This window comes from Salibacter halophilus, from assembly GCF_008806325.1.
In the GTDB taxonomy this organism is placed as follows: domain Bacteria; phylum Bacteroidota; class Bacteroidia; order Flavobacteriales_G; family Salibacteraceae; genus Salibacter; species Salibacter halophilus.
Genome location: NZ_WACR01000005.1, coordinates 99936 through 115718 on the forward strand (window position 1 = coordinate 99936; position 15783 = coordinate 115718).

11 protein-coding genes are annotated in these 15783 nt (G+C 42.0%); 8 read left to right on the top strand and 3 right to left on the bottom strand.

Translation table 11 applies throughout. The annotated features are described in order from the left end of the window. Window positions 1–24: 24 nt before the first annotated feature. The 7 genes from F3059_RS06680 (at window position 25) to F3059_RS06710 (ending at window position 11785) form a co-directional block, all read left to right on the top strand. A complete protein-coding gene (locus F3059_RS06680) occupies window positions 25–345 on the top strand; it encodes a DUF6660 family protein (RefSeq protein ID WP_151167494.1) in 321 nt (106 codons plus the stop codon). Window positions 346–416: 71 nt separating this feature from the next. After that, window positions 417–4787, top strand: coding sequence for a CusA/CzcA family heavy metal efflux RND transporter (locus tag F3059_RS06685; RefSeq protein ID WP_151167496.1), 4371 nt, complete (start codon window positions 417–419; stop codon window positions 4785–4787). Between the two features lie 6 nt (window positions 4788–4793). Further along, complete coding sequence (locus tag F3059_RS06690) at window positions 4794–5984, top strand: efflux RND transporter periplasmic adaptor subunit (protein WP_151167498.1); 1191 nt, start codon at window positions 4794–4796, stop codon at window positions 5982–5984. After that, window positions 5984–6862: a cation diffusion facilitator family transporter gene (locus F3059_RS06695; protein WP_151167500.1), complete on the top strand. Its 879-nt coding sequence runs from the start codon at window positions 5984–5986 to the stop codon at window positions 6860–6862. Before F3059_RS06690 ends, F3059_RS06695 begins: the two co-directional genes overlap by 1 nt. 71 nt (window positions 6863–6933) lie before the next feature. Beyond that, complete coding sequence (locus F3059_RS06700; protein WP_151167502.1) at window positions 6934–7476, top strand: outer membrane beta-barrel protein; 543 nt, start codon at window positions 6934–6936, stop codon at window positions 7474–7476. Window positions 7477–7553: 77 nt separating this feature from the next. Beyond that, window positions 7554–8771, top strand: coding sequence for an exonuclease SbcCD subunit D C-terminal domain-containing protein (locus F3059_RS06705; RefSeq protein WP_151167504.1), 1218 nt, complete (start codon window positions 7554–7556; stop codon window positions 8769–8771). After that, on the top strand, window positions 8768–11785 hold the full coding sequence (locus F3059_RS06710; protein ID WP_151167507.1) for an AAA family ATPase: 3018 nt from the start codon (window positions 8768–8770) through the stop codon (window positions 11783–11785). The genes F3059_RS06705 and F3059_RS06710 overlap by 4 nt, the downstream gene beginning before the upstream one ends. A gap of 151 nt (window positions 11786–11936) precedes the next feature. On the opposite strand, the gene F3059_RS06715 is transcribed toward F3059_RS06710, so the two are convergent. Genes F3059_RS06715 through F3059_RS06725 form a run of 3 tightly spaced genes read right to left on the bottom strand, consistent with a single transcriptional unit; the run spans window position 11937 to window position 15333 of the window. Continuing rightward, on the bottom strand, window positions 11937–14261 hold the full coding sequence (locus F3059_RS06715; RefSeq protein ID WP_151167510.1) for a M1 family metallopeptidase: 2325 nt from the start codon (window positions 14259–14261) through the stop codon (window positions 11937–11939). A gap of 3 nt (window positions 14262–14264) precedes the next feature. After that, on the bottom strand, window positions 14265–14828 hold the full coding sequence (locus F3059_RS06720; protein ID WP_151167512.1) for a HupE/UreJ family protein: 564 nt from the start codon (window positions 14826–14828) through the stop codon (window positions 14265–14267). Next, the gene (locus tag F3059_RS06725; RefSeq protein WP_151167514.1) at window positions 14821–15333 is read right to left on the bottom strand and encodes a DUF6702 family protein; all 513 of its coding nucleotides are present in this window, start codon (window positions 15331–15333) and stop codon (window positions 14821–14823) included. Before F3059_RS06725 ends, F3059_RS06720 begins: the two co-directional genes overlap by 8 nt. Before the next feature lie 73 nt (window positions 15334–15406). Here F3059_RS06725 and F3059_RS06730 point away from each other — a divergent pair, with 73 nt between their 5' ends. Further along, the gene (locus F3059_RS06730; RefSeq protein ID WP_170265096.1) at window positions 15407–15778 is read left to right on the top strand and encodes a MerC domain-containing protein; all 372 of its coding nucleotides are present in this window, start codon (window positions 15407–15409) and stop codon (window positions 15776–15778) included. Window positions 15779–15783 lie beyond the last annotated feature (5 nt).

Sequence of the window (15783 nt, forward strand, 5' to 3'; positions counted from 1 at the left end):
ATCAAATATTTTAAATTTGTGATCGTGAAAGTATTGGCGATCATATTAAGTGCTTATTTATTACTCGTTGCATTCATCCCTTGTTCTGACCATGCAATTGGTTTGCAGGATGAGGAAAACGTGGCACATATGAATCCTATTGGCAATCACGATCACCATCTTCCCCACTCAGTAGATGATTGCTCTCCATTTTGTTATTGTCATTGCTGCCTCATAGATGTCTCAGTTCCTGAAATGAAAACATTTGATGAACCGATCTCTTACAGAGCTACAAACAGCATAATGCCAATTCAAAACCTCAAATCAGGTTATTTAGATTCCCTTTTTCGGCCTCCTCAGGTTTAGTTCTATCTGAATTGAAATGACTGATGAAATGTCATTAGTCTAAATATTTCGTTGAACTAAACTTTAATTTTATGATTAACAGGATTATATCCTTTTCAATAAGGAATAAATTCATTGTTGGTCTACTGGTAGCTGCTATAGCCGGGCTCGGAATTTACTCCATGGCCACTGTAAAACTAGGCTCAGTACCAGATATTACCAACAACCAGGTCCAGGTAATAACCGTATCTGAAAACCTCTCTACAGAGGACATCGAGCAATTTGTCACTTACCCGGTTGAACTTGCAATGGGAAATTTACCCGGAGTTGTGGAAATACGATCTATTTCACGCTTTGGACTATCAGTGGTGACTATTGTTTTTGAAGATGACATGGGAACTTATCTCCCGCGTCAACTGGTGCAGGAAAAACTCAGCACAGTCAAAAAGGAAATACCAGAAAAATTTGGTAGTCCTTTCATGGGGCCAATCGCGACTGGATTGGGAGAAATTTACCAGTACACCATTTCTCAAAAAGAAGATGCTGACACGAGTTACACTCCCCAGCAATTGAGAACAATTCAGGATTGGTTGATCAAGCGTCAACTAACGTTGATTGAAGGTGTTGTAGATGTCAATTCTTTTGGTGGATCGATCAAGCAATACGAGGTCGCCATCAACCCAGATAAACTCAACGCGCACAATGTCACCATCTCGCAGTTGTTTACAGCTCTCAGGGAGAATAACGTAAACACAGGAGGTTCTTATATCGCGAAAAACAAAATGGCGAACTTCATTCGCGGTGAGGGGCTTGCTAAATCGATTGAGGACATTGAAAAAATCGTTGTCCAAAACGAATCGGGAATTCCGGTTACCGTGGCTGATGTTTCAGACAGCGTTTATTTTGGCAATCAGGTTCGCTACGGAGCTTTTACGCGTGACGGTCACGAGTCTGTGGGCGGTATTGTGATGATGCTCAAAGGAGCAAATCCAAACACAGCTATTGAAGCGGTGAAGGAGCGTATGAAAAAGGTGGAAAAATCACTCCCTCCGGGTCTGACAATAAAACCATTTCTCGATCGCAGTGAATTGATAGCTCGCACAACGAGTACCGTTAGTCAGAACCTTATTGAAGGGGCACTGATCGTGATTTTTGCACTCGTTTTGCTGCTGGGTAGTTTCCGTGGCGGACTCATCACAGCCACTACAATTCCGCTCTCTCTGCTTTTTGCCTTTATACTCATGAAGCAATTCAACGTTTGGGCAAACCTGATGAGTTTGGGAGCAATCGACTTTGGAATTATCGTAGATGGTGCTGTTATCATCATTGAGGGTACAGTGTATGAAATCCAAAAACGATTGAAAAGCGGAAAAACAATTACACGAAAAGATGCTGATGAGCTAGCTTATCAATCGGGAAGTACGATGATGGGATCAGCCTTTTTTGGTCAGCTCATTATCCTCATTGTGTTCACTCCTATTCTTTTCCTCACCGGTGTAGAAGGAAAAATGTTTAAACCGATGGCTTTCACCTTTGGTTTTGCCATGATCGGAGCAATTGTGTTGTGCCTCACTTACGTTCCCATGATGAGTGCACTTTTCATGAAACCGATGAACAATCAGAACCACTGGTTCGCGAGGTTTGAGCGCAAACTCGAAAACCTGAGTAACCGCATCATGGCTTTTTTCCACAGAGCTTACGAGCCGGTTATCAAATTAGCACTGAGGTTCAAAGCAGCTATCATTATTTTGGCTGTAGGCATTTTGGGAATTACAACCTTCACTTTTAGTCGCATGGGGGGAGAATTCATTCCCCAATTAGATGAAGGAGATTTGGCCATGCAGGTTTTGATCAGACCCGGAAGTACGGTTGACGAATCGATTGACCTTTCCATCAAGATCGAAAACATCTTGCTAGAAAACTTTCCAAACGAGATCAAAACAGCTGTATCCAGGATTGGTGTCGCTGATATTCCAACTGATCCCATGCCGATGGATATAGCCGATATGGCGATCATACTGGAAAAAGATCTCGATAAATGGACAGCTGCCGATTCAAAAGAAGAGCTAATTGAAAAAATCCGCCATAAACTCAACGAAGAGCTGGCCGGATTCAAACTGGTTTTTAGTCAGCCCGTTGAGCTGCGATTCAATGAACTGCTCACCGGAGTTCGCGAGGATATCGCAATTAAGCTGTACGGTGAGGATCTAACCGTTTTATCAAATAAAGCTGAAGAAATTGGTCAACTCATCACGAATATTGATGGTGTTGGTGACGTAAATACGGAGCGAATCTCAGGATTACCGCAAATAACAGTCGATTTCAACAGAGATAAAATCGCTCAGTACGGACTCAACATTGCGCGAATCAATGAATACGTGAGTACTGCATTTGCAGGCGGAAAGGCGGGAGTCATTTTTGAAGGTGAAAAGCGATTCAACCTTGTACTGAGACTAAGCGAAGAACAGCGAAACAGCATTGAAGATGTAAGGCAATTACTCATCGACTTGCCCAACGGCCATCAGGTTCCGATGGAAGAAGTAGCAAACATCGAATACCAACCGGGGCCGATGCAAATATCGCGAGATGATACTTATCGCAGGACTTATGTGGGTGTCAATACACGGGGAAGTGATGTGGAAACTGTTGTTACCAATATCCAGGAAAAACTCGATGCAGATCTCGACTTACCGCCCGGCTACTACATTAACTACGGTGGTGAGTTCGAAAACCTGGAACGAGCTAAAGGCAGACTCAGCATAGTGGTGCCCATTGCCTTATTCCTGATTTTCATCCTCCTCTACTTCGCGCTAAAATCGTTTAAGCAATCGCTGATGATTTATATTGCCATTCCGCTCGCTGCTATTGGAGGCGTTTACGCGCTCTATTTGCGCGGAATGCCTTTCAGTATCTCGGCCGGAGTGGGCTTTATCGTGCTGTTTGGTGTGGCGGTTTTGAACGGACTCGTTCTCATCAATCGATTCAACGAGTTAAAAGATGAAGGCGTAAATGATATCAAAAAGCGTATTATGCTGGGAACAAAAGAGCGTATTCGCCCAATTATGCTCACAGCAACAACCGATATTTTCGGGTTTCTGCCGATGGCTTTTTCAACATCGGCCGGAGCTGAAGTCCAGCGACCGTTGGCAACGGTTGTGATTGGCGGAATGTTAACGGCTACACTCCTCACGCTTGTCGTTCTCCCTGTCTTGTACGCACTTTTAGAAAAACGTAAAAAGATGAATAATTCAACGAATGTATTAGCAGCTTTAGCCTTGCTTTTTATCAGTCAGTTCGGTTTTGGTCAGAGCCAAACTGAGCTACAACCGATATCAGCACAACAGGCAGTCGACAAAGCTGTGAAAAACTATCCGGTTCTAAAAGTTGCTGCACTGGAAGTCGAGCAGCAGGAGAAATTGAAAAAAACTGCTTATGATTTCGGGAACACACAACTGTACAGGCAACTTGAAGAAGCCGGAAATGGAATTGAAGGAGTTCGCACCAATTTCGCTATTCAACAACAGCAAATCGATGTATTTGCTATTCCGGCCAAACTGAAAGTACAGCGCAAGCAAATTGCTGCTGCTCGTGCTAAACAGGATCTGACCGAAATACAAATCAAGCGCGATGTACAGTTAGACTGGGCGCGTGTTGTGGCTGCGAGAAAACAACTCTCCGTTTTTTCACAACTCGACTCCGCTTTTGCTAAGTTGATGAATGCTGCTGAAATACAGCGCGAGACTAAAGACATCTCTGAGCTGCGTTTCCTGGCTACTCAAAACCGCAGACACCAAATCGCGCTACAAAAGGAGCAATCCTATCGCGATTATACGATTGCACTGCAAAAACTGAATAGCTGGTTTATCGAAGATACGCTCTACACCGCTTCAATTCAACAGTTAGATGATGTTGCCTCACCGATTGTCAATGTAAACGATTCTGTCAATACACACAGCGAGCTCGATATTCTGCAACGACAAATCGAAGTAGCTGATGCTCAACTGGGGCAGGCTAAAAGTCAATTTCTTCCAAAATTACAGGGATTGTATGGTGTTCAGGAGATCAACGGACAGGACGGATTTCAAATCTACCAGTTTGGAGTGCAAATTCCGCTATTTTTCTTTTCTGAGCTGGGGACAGCACAAAGCGCTGGTTTGCAGAAACAAATTGCTCAGGAAAATTACAATGCTCAAAAGCTCAAATTTTACGCCAGGTATTCGCAAACAAAGGAGAGCTATTTAAAGTGGCTCAACTCGTGGAAGTACTACAAAACAAAAGCGCTTCCACTTGCACAAAAACAAAGAAAAGGAGCACTCATCGCTTTTGAAGAGGGAGCGATTGATTATGTGGCATTCCTTCAAAATATCAACGATGCCATTCAGCTCGAGATCAGCGCATGGAGTGCCTACGAGCAGATGTTGATCAATAAGTTTTCACTCGAATATTACACAAACAATAAATAAGAAGTTATGAAACCGACATATATATTCTCATTAGTCATTTCACTCAATTTGCTACTTGTTTCCTGTGGCGGAAGCAGCGGTGGATCTAACCGTGAAGAAAACGCTCAGGAAAAACAAAACGAGAAGGTTGATAATACAATCTCTCTGAATCAAAAACAGGTTAAAAACCTCAATATATCCATTGACACACTTCCGCAGCGATTGATGGGGAAATCGATCCAGGTAAATGGAATGTTGCGGGTGCCACCTCAACACGAAGCCAAAGTAACCTCTATCATTGGCGCAAATGTGCAATCGATTGCAGTGATTGAAGGTGACAGAGTTGAAAAAGGAGATTTGTTAGCAACTCTCTCCCACCCCGATTTAATCAGGTTGCAAACAGACTACATCAAATCGTACAATCAGCTCGAATTTGCTCAAAAGGAGTACGAACGTCAAAAGAAACTCTACGAAGAGGAAGTTGGATCGGGAAAGGCTTTCCAGCAGATTAAATCTGAATACTTTTCGCTAAAAGGAGAAGTTGCGGGATATGAAGCTCAACTGAAACAGTTGGGAATATCGCCATCAACAATACGGAATGGAGACGTGCGTAAAGAAGTACCCGTTGTGAGTCCGTTCGATGGATACGTTGAAAAGGTTAAAATTCAAATTGGTCAGTACGTGACTCCTTCACAACCAATGGTGATGATCGTCAATAACGACCACGTACATGCCGATTTCATGGTTTTTGAGAAAGATGCGCACAAAGTGAAAATCGACCAGCCTATTACATTTTCGCTCTCTTCAATGCCCGAAAGAAAGTTTGAAGCACGTATTTATTCAGTTGGGAAAAAATTTGAGCAAAATCCTAAAGCGATTCACGTTCACGCTGAGATTAAATCGCACAGTGACACGCTCATACCCGGAATGTACATCAATGGAACTGTTCACCTCTCAGATGAAAAAAGATACATTTTGCCGGAGGGTGCTTTTGTTGATGAAGAAGGGAAAACATTTATCTATCAGGTTGTTGAATCGGGATCTGACCAAAAAGACTGGCATTTTAAACCGGTTGAAGTAAAACGCGGAATCCAACAGGGAAAGTGGGTTGAAGTAAAGCCACTGTCTGATTTCGATTTTCAGGCTAACTTTGTTCACCAAAATGCCTACTACCTGATTAGCGAAATGAAGAAAAACGAAAGTGGTCACAGTCATTAATGGCACATCATCATCATCATCATAACGGTCAGAACCTGAGGACGGCCTTCCTGCTCAACTTGTTCTTTACGATCATTGAGTTTGTGGGCGGTGTTTTCGTCAACAGCGTTGCTATACTGAGCGATGCCGTTCACGACCTGGGTGATAGCTTATCGTTAGGATTGGCGTGGTACCTCGATAAAAAATCAAAAAAGAAAGCCTCGAAGAACTTTACGTTTGGCTATTCGAGGCTTTCTTTACTGGGTGCTCTCATCAACTCGGTTGTACTCATAGCAGGATCTGGATTTGTGATCTACGAAGCAGTAAACCGAATCATGCAACCTGTAAAGCCAAATGCTGACGGAATGATCGCTTTTGCAATTCTGGGTGTTTTGGTAAACGGATATGCAGCCTGGAAAGTGAGTACAGGTAAATCACTGAATGAAAAAGTAGTTTCCTGGCACTTACTGGAAGATGTGCTCGGCTGGGTAGCGGTATTAGTTGTTGCGATTATTTTGAAATTCAAATACATCCCGATATTAGATCCGGCACTGTCACTACTCATAGCTGCTGTAATCTTGTGGGGCGTTGTGAAACGACTCAAAGAAACGATGACTATTTTCCTGCAAGGCTCACCGGATGATGTCAACCTTGAAGAAGTTACTAATTCGATAAAAAGTGTTGAAAACGTGCATTCATTGCATCACACTCACGTTTGGTCACTCGATGGAGAACATCATGTTTTTACGACACACATAAAGCTTAAAAACATCAACTCGTTATCTGAAGTACTGAGCGTTAAAAACGAAGTCAAATCGATCATGAAGAAATACCCCTTCCAGCACTACACCATTGAAACGGAACTTGACAGCGAGACGTGTGGATTGGAAATTGAGTAAAAACACTGAAAATTAGCTTTTTCCAACAACTTTCTATATATTCGATAATAAATTGATTAAGCTAGAAACCTATGTTTAAATCTATTTTCAGTTGGATTATTCTTTTTGCCTCTTTCTTCATCTTGCCTTCAGATGCATTTTCTCAAATTAACTTCAAAGGACAAGTAGGCTTATCAAATGACCGCACAACTAGCAGCTTCAGCGCTTTTACAAATGTACGGTACAACTTCAAAGATCGTGTTTCATTGGGTGTTGATTTCTCCATACGCAGACCTTTTGACAGGCTTACCAGAGAAGTCATTCAAAAACCCAACACGCTCATTTACGGAGTTGGTGGAGAATACTACCTCAACAAAAACAAGCTAAAAGGATACCTCGGTTTTTCTTTCAACTTTTTCACCCCTGGTGAATACTTAAGAGGCGATCAAAGTGGAGAACAAATATGGAATTTTGCCCTAAACCCGAGAGTTGGCCTTCAATATCAATTAAATAAACAGTTTTCTGTCTTTGCTGAGTCTGGCTATCAAAGAGTTTATTTTGATATGGGGTCAGTACCTGAGCTCAACTCAAACATTTGGGATTTCATAGGAGTTGGTCTGATTTATAAAATGTAATCTGTTTTAGTATTTCCTCTGCTCCGTAAATACATTACGTTACTCGTGTTTACCTTCGTATTCGTAAATCGAGTAACATGAAAATTCTACACACTGCAGACTGGCACATCGGGAAGCGACTCTACCAAAAAGAGCTACACGAAGACTTTTCGCTTTTTATCGATTGGTTATGTCAAACGATCAAAGACCAACAGGTTGATGTATTGCTCGTTTCGGGGGATGTTTTTGATCTCGCCAATCCATCGGCTGAAGCGCGTCAACTCTACTACTCAGCTCTACACAAACTCTCAAAACTCGACATTCAAATCGTTTTAACTGGCGGGAACCACGACTCGCCTGCTATGTTAAACGCTCCGCGCGAACTGCTCATGGCTCTAAACATTACAGTGATTGGCGAACTACCGGCCAACCGGGAAGAACTCATTATTCCACTCGGGTCACGGTCAGAGCCGAAAGCTGTCGTAGCCGCCATTCCGTTTATCCGCGATAATGAATTGCGAAAGCTGGCGCCCGGCCAATCTTACGAAGAACGACAGGAAGCCATCACTGACGGAATACGCGAGATTTTCAATGAATCGGCTGAGTTGATTCAAACTCATTATCCATCAGCAACTCCATTAGCGATGGGACACCTTTTTGCTCATGGAGCTTCGACTTCTTCAAGCGAACGCGAAATTCAGGTTGGGAATTTAGCAGGATTTGAGAGCAATCAATTTCCAAAATCATTTGAATACATCGCTCTCGGACACATACACAAGCCGCAACGAGCAGGATCTGAACATATCCTCTACTCCGGTTCGCCAATTCCGCTCTCATTTGACGAAAAAAATCACGATAAACGCGTTATCTTAATCGATCTAAATCAGGAGAAGCCAAATCCTGTTTCAGTTCCCGTTCCTTCATGGCGAGAGCTGAAAAGAGTGAAGGGAAATTTGACCGAGATCAGGAATGAACTATCAGGCTTTTCGGGATCTGACCAATTGCCCGCTTTCATTGAGATTGAACTGGTTGAAGAACATCGTAATCCGGCTGAGATAATGGAGTTTGAAACGCTTGTAGAACAATTCAATGAAGCTGATAACAATGCTGAAATCCTCAAATATTTCATCACGATTACGGGTGAATCGATCACTTCTTCAAGTCTGTTTCAAAATCAAAAAATCGAGGAGTTAAAACCGAGAGAGGTATTTTCAAAATGGATTGAAAAATCACAAGTGGATGAGGAAACCGGAAATCTCATGAACGAGGCATTTGAAGATATTTTGCAGGAATACCACCAAAACGAGAACCAATGAAGATCAGGGAAGTAACGTTTAAAAATATCAATTCGCTCAAAGGAGAGCACACCATAAATTTCGACCGCGAACCGCTCAAAAATGCTGGTCTGTTTGCTATTACCGGCCCTACCGGAAGTGGGAAAACCACACTGCTCGATGTCATCTGTTTGGCACTTTACAACCAAACGCCCAGAATGAAAACCGTCTCAAAAAAGACAATCGGTGAAAGCGGTGCCATTCTCACGCGCAACACTCGAGAAGCAAGAGCCTCAGTTACATACGAATGCAAAGAAGGTGTTTTCACAAGTGAGTGGTCGATCAGAACCACGCGTAACGACACGTTGAGCGATTACGATATGAGTCTGTTCGATGAAAACGGAACTTCAATCGTTCAAAAGAAGAGCGAAGTTCCGGCTAAAAACGGAGCACTCATCGGGTTGGAATACGACCAGTTTGTTCGCTCCATCCTACTCGCACAGGGCGATTTTGCACAATTCCTCAAAAGCGGGCCAAAGGAACGTGCCAATCTGCTCGAGAAAATTACCGGAACATTCATTTATCGCGAGCTCGGAAAAATGGCTTTCCAAAAAGGAAAGGAAATTACAATCAGAACCGAAAAGGTTGAAAACGCTATCTCCGACTGGAAGGAAAAAATGATTCCCGATGAAGAGCTCAAAGAACATGAGACTGCTTACAACGACCTCTCAAAAAGATTGAAAAACAAGAGAGAAGCGCACGATAAAACAGTGCAACAGCTCAATTTGAAAAAGGAGATTAGCACGATAAAACAAGACATTGGAAAAGCTCAGCAATCGATCAAAAAACTCAATGCTGATCTCGATAACTTTTGGAAAAGTGAAGGATTAAAGCTGCAAAAACACAAGCCTTTAAAACCACTTTCTGAACCGCTTTGGGAATGGAAACGAATTAATGGTCAAATCGCTGAGGACAAAGAGAGAGTTGAAAAATTACAGGCTAGATTAGAGAACCTTACAACCCAACAAAACGATTTAATCGATCGAATTGGATCTATCACTCAAAAACCTGTCACCCAAGCGACAGCAATCGATGAATTATCTGCTTTTTACCAGCAGTACAGAGATTTAAATACTAAAAAGGCTGACTTACTCGAAAACTTTGATCGTACTAAAAGTCAGCTCGTGAATTTAGAGGTTTCTTCCAGGGTTAAGAGCAATGTCAATAATCCTAAAGAGGTACTCAATGAACTTCACAAGATCAAAGAAGATGCAGATTCTTCTATCGAAAAATTCAGCCAGAAAAAACGAGAATACGCTTTAGAAGATTTTTCTGCTAAACAGTTGAATGAACTCTCGGGAAATGCACGAGAATTGGTGAGTTTAGAAAAGGAGACTAAGACTTTAATAGAAGAAATCTCAGAAAAAGAGAAGTCTGTACAAAAAATCAAGGCTGAACTCGAGCAAGCTCCTAACAAAATAGAAAAGCAACAAGCTATTTTCGATAAAGTAGATGCCGAGTTAAATGCTCTGCGCTCTCAGATTGAATTGAAGAAAGTAAAAGCCAGCCTGGAGGATTTACGTAATGAATTGAAAAATGGTGAACCTTGTCCGCTCTGTGGATCTGACCATCACCCGTGGGCGCATGATGTGCCGAACGAAAACGTGGATGATGAGCAATTGAAGAAAAAGCAATCGGCTTTAGATGCCGAACGAGAATCATTGAGCAAACTCAAAGCGAAAAAAGAAAATGATGAAAATGAGCTAAAACGAGAAAACCGTGAGCTCTCGGCCAAAAAAGAAAAACTGAAAGAATCACTCAAAAGACAAAAAGTGTTGCTCGATGGGCTTCCCGAGAAAGTGAAGTCACAAAATGCTACTGAAATCATCAAAGTTGTAGATGAAGTCATCGATATCAACGAAAAACTAGACAAGGCTGAACGCGAAAAACAAAGTGCAAAAGCGGCTCTACCAATTGTGGAAGATTTACTGAAAATCAAACAAAAAGGAGTCGAGTTATCTGAAAAGCTCAAGCAGTTGTACAGTGGTGATGAAGAAGAACTGAGCGTGCTCATTGAAAAGCTAGAGAACAACTGGAATGAAACACGCGATGAGAAGAATAAGCTAGAACACGAAAACAAACAGACTTCAAAAAGCATTGAAGAGAACAAAAGCAAGGTTGAAAAACTTGAAAAACAGCTAAAACCTCAACTTCAGGATTTGGACTATGACGGAATCGATGAGGCCCTCTCTTATTTGCTCCCACACAATGAAGAACAAAGACTATCTGAAATTGAAAACAAACTGAAAAAGGGAATCGAAAAAGCCGAAAACGACCTCAATCATTTTTCTGAACTCCTAAAAAAATCTGAAGATCGAGACGTTTCACAAACTGAGGAAGAGCTACAGGAGTTGAAAGTTGAACAGGAAGAAGCTGTTCAGAACCTTGAGACTGATATAAAGAAGTTGTTTGCTACAATTGAACAGCAAAAGGATATCAGAAAAGTGATTGCTGAAAAGCAGCGAGAAAAAGAAGAAATTGAAGGAAGCGGAAAGAAATGGGTACTACTCAGCAAACAAATCGGTGATGCGAAAGGGAGCAATTTTAGTCAGTTCGCTCAGCAACTCACGCTGGAGCAATTGATCACGCTGGCGAATAAAAGGCTCCAGGCTCTAACCGAAAGATACTTACTCAATTCTGGGGAAAATGAAGATGGCGACCTCAGTGTAATCGACCGCGACATGGGCGATTTGCAGCGGAGTATTAAAACGTTGAGTGGAGGCGAAACATTTCTTATCAGTTTGGCTTTGGCTCTTGCCCTGTCAGACCTGGCCTCGAAAAACATCACGATTGAGAGTATGTTCATCGATGAAGGTTTTGGAACGCTGGATCCACAAACTCTCGATCAAACCCTCGATGTACTGGAACGACTTCAAGCTAACGACAATAGAACTATCGGTATAATTTCACACGTTGATGCGCTCAAGGAACGCATTCAAACACAGATTAAGCTTTCGCCTACTGGACAGGGATACAGTGAGATGGAGGTGGTTTGATATCCAAAATTTCAATTTGTAGGAATGCGATGCATCGCATTCCTACAAATTGAAATTCAATAATATTAACATCTACAATTTGGAAAGGCTATGAACGGATCGAAATGTTTTTCCGATCCTGCCGTTCTACGGACCGTAAAATATTTCGGTCCTATCGTTCTTCTGCTTCTTGAAAACGCTGCATGCGGTTTTTAGGTGAACCTCGCTGTTGTTTTTTGAACAACTCAAAACGCGATGGAATATTACGGGCCGGCCAGTAATTGTTATTTCGGTCAACATCTGCTGTTTCCAGGTTTGGATCAACCTCTACACCTACGAGCTTTTTTTCAAACCAAAATACCTTGCTCACTTTCTCATCACCCATTCTCCAAATCTCTGCCGGAATATGAATCTTTTCTTTTGATCCATCCAGGAATGAGAATTCAGCAACGATTGGCATCGGCAATTCACCAACGAGCTCAAACTCCATTTCATAGAAGTTCATATTAGTATCCAACATCGCTTTTTCCTCTTCATTCAGCGAGGCTGTGTATTCTTTAAATCGCTCAACATCCAATGAAGTGTAATCGTACTCATCAGTTCGGTTATAGAAGTCTGCTGTAGCAGTATCTTTCTCTGTTATTGTCTTCTCAACCGATTTTGCATTGCGCTGGTTCGCGATATATTTTTCATCAGCATCATCCATTTTGCGGGCAATCGGGTTGTCGATTCGCGGGTCACCGGTCTCAACTTTGTACCACTTTACATCATTAATTGCAATATCAACATGTGCAGTCGTGTAAAACCATCCTCTCCAAAACCAATCGAGGTCAACAGCAGATGCGTCTTCCATGGTTCTGAAAAAATCGGCCGGAGTTGGGTGTTTAAAAGCCCATCGCTCAGCATATGTCTTGAATGCATAATCGAAAAGTTCACGGCCCATAACCGTTTCACGCAAAATATTCAGAGCCGTTGCCGGCTTGCCGTAAGCGTTGTTGCCAAACTGGAAGATCGACTCGGAGTTGGTCATAATTGGAGTTTGATAAGACTTATCACCTTTCATGTAATTCACAATCTTGTAAGCCGGACCTCTTCTACTCGGGTAGTTACGCTCCCATTCCTGCTCAGTCAGGTATTGAACAAAACTGTTCAACCCTTCATCCATCCAGGTCCACTGACGCTCATCAGAGTTGATGATCATCGGGAAAAAGTTGTGTCCTACTTCGTGCACAATCACTGAGATCATGCCGTATTTTAAGCGTTCTGAATATGTCCCATCTTCCTCAGGTCGGCCGTAATTGAAGCAAATCATCGGGTATTCCATCCCGATTCTTTTACTGTTTACTGAAATAGCCACAGGATATGGATAATCGATTGTGTATTTAGAATACGTTTTCACTGTGTGCGCCACAACTTTTGTCGAATAGCGCTCCCACAAAGGGTTTCCCTCTTTTGGGTAATAGCTCATGGCCATAACGCGCTTTCCGCCAATATCAACACCTTGTGCATCCCAAATGAATTTTCGAGAAGTAGCAAATGCAAAGTCCCGTACATTTTCCGCTTCAAAGTGCCATGTTTTTGTTTTGGAAGTTCCCTCTTTCTCGTTTTCAATCGCTTCTTCTTCTGTCACGATCAGAACCGGACTGTCTGACTCACGTGCTTCCTCAAAGCGATTGCGTTGCTTTGATGTGAGGACGTCACGGTCATTTTGTAAAACTCCGGTAGATCCTACAATGTGATCAGCCGGAACTGTAATTTTCACATCGTAATCTCCGAATGGTAGCGCAAATTCTCCACGCCCGAGAAACTGCTTGTTTTGCCAGCCTTCAACATCGTTGTAAACAGCCATTCGCGGATAGAACTGCGCAATTGTGTAGAGGTAATTACTGTCTTTTTCAAAATATTCATAACCAGAGCGACCACCAATTTCCATGCGGTTGTTGATGTTGTAATTCCACTCGATTTGGAAAGTATAAGAGTGCCCGCTTTCCAGTGTCTCAGGTAAATCGATACGCATCATGGTGTAATTGATGGTGTGATCGAGCTTTGTTCCGCGGTTTGTTTTCACTGATGAAATCTTGAAACCACCATCAAAGTCGTTCATCATGCGCTTCATTCCGCCAAATGACATCTTTTCATTCATGCTTCTCTGGCGTATTTTCTTTGATTGCGAGTCACGCGCTCTCACATTTTGATCGAGCTGAACCCACAGGTAGTTGAGATCATCAGGTGAATTGTTGTAATACGTGATTGTTTCCTTTCCGGTGATCGTTTGATTTTCATCATCGAGTGTTACTTCAATTTCATAATCGGCTTGTTGCTGGTAATACTCGTGCCCCGGAGCTCCACTAGCTGTGCGGTAAACATTTGGAGTTGGAAGCTCTTCTTTGAGCTGCTTGAACTTGTTATTGTTGTAAGTTTCGTATTGAGCAGTTGCGGTTCTGACCGAAAAAGTCAAAGCCAAAAGTCCTAGCAATGTGTAAAATATATTTCTCATAAACTAACCGATTATCATACTGAGGGCGAGAAAAAATACGCCTCCGTTCATAAATAAAATCCAGCTTTCACGCTTTACTGAAAAAATCTTCTCGAAGATAATATGGATGATGAGAATAGAAAGCACTACGAGTATTTGTGCCACTTCTATCCCTAAATTAAATGAAAAGAGTGCGAGGATTAAATCCTGGTCTCCGGCTACGAGTTCACCAAAGTAATTGGAAAAGCCGAGTCCGTGAATGAGTCCAAAAAGCACCATGAGTATGTAAAGTACAATGGTGTGTTGTTCTCTTCCTTTTTTCCATAGGTTCACCAGTGATGTCAGTAGTATGGTAATGGGAATTAATGTTTCCACGAGTTCCATATTTACGCTCACAACGTGAAGTGCAGCCAAAACGAGCGTCAAAGAATGACCGAGTGTAAATGCTGTTACCATTATGAGCAGTTTCTTCCAGTTTGCGATGGAAAATACGCTGGCTATGGCGAGCATGAAAATGAGGTGATCGAGTCCGTTGATATCGAGAATATGTTCGGTTCCAAGTTTTAGGTACAATTCAAATTTACTCATTGATCAGTTTTATCGTTTTTTCCCTATCATCCTTGTTTGTTACAAATGAAGAAGATTCTTCTCCAACATAAAAATGATTGACGTTTGTTTGATCTGGATACACTTCGAGAAAAGTGCTGTTGGTAAACTCAAAAGCTGCAGAAGCATTGAATTGCAATATTTCAAAATAGCACCATACAGCATCCATGTTGTATTCAGCTCCCACCCATTTCATGGTTAGTTGAGTGTTTTCCTGATTCACTCTAACAGTTTGACTCAAATAGTCGTAAATGTAACGATCAGCATTGGGAATTTGGTCATCAGTTGCGAGATTCCATCGTGAGTCTCCATTTCTTGTAGTGAGTGCTAATTCAAGGTCATCAGTGAATAGTTTGATTGCGCATTCTAGCGAATTACGCTCTGCATTGTAACGCCATTCAGCTACGGAGATATGAATAGGATGATCGCTTTCGGCTCTGACCGAAAAAGACATTAAAGCGATTAAAATGACCAGTAATATTCTCATTTTTTGCGAAAGTAACAATTCTCACACTTCGTTTTTGCAACACTGTTTCATTTTATTGTACATTTGCATCGAAATGAGAAACTGGTTGAAAAGTAGCGATTCTGTTGGGATTTTGGCATCAGTAGTTTGTCTTTTACACTGCCTGATGCTTCCTGTTTTGATTTTGTTTAGAGTTCCAATGAGCCATTGGCTCGAAGAATACTGGCATGCATTTGATTTCGTGTTTTTGGGAATTGGTTTTGTCGCGGTACTCTACTCTGCCAGGCGAACTCCTTTCACCTGGATGCGCTATTTCCTGTGGTTCTCTTTTGCTGCACTGGCTGCCAGTATCACCCTTAAACATTACGAAACGGTTTTCAACACTATTGCTATCCTGGCGGCTCTCGTCCTGATTATCGCGCATATTATTAACTTGCGCCAATTAACTTGTGCAGTTAAACATTAAAAGAA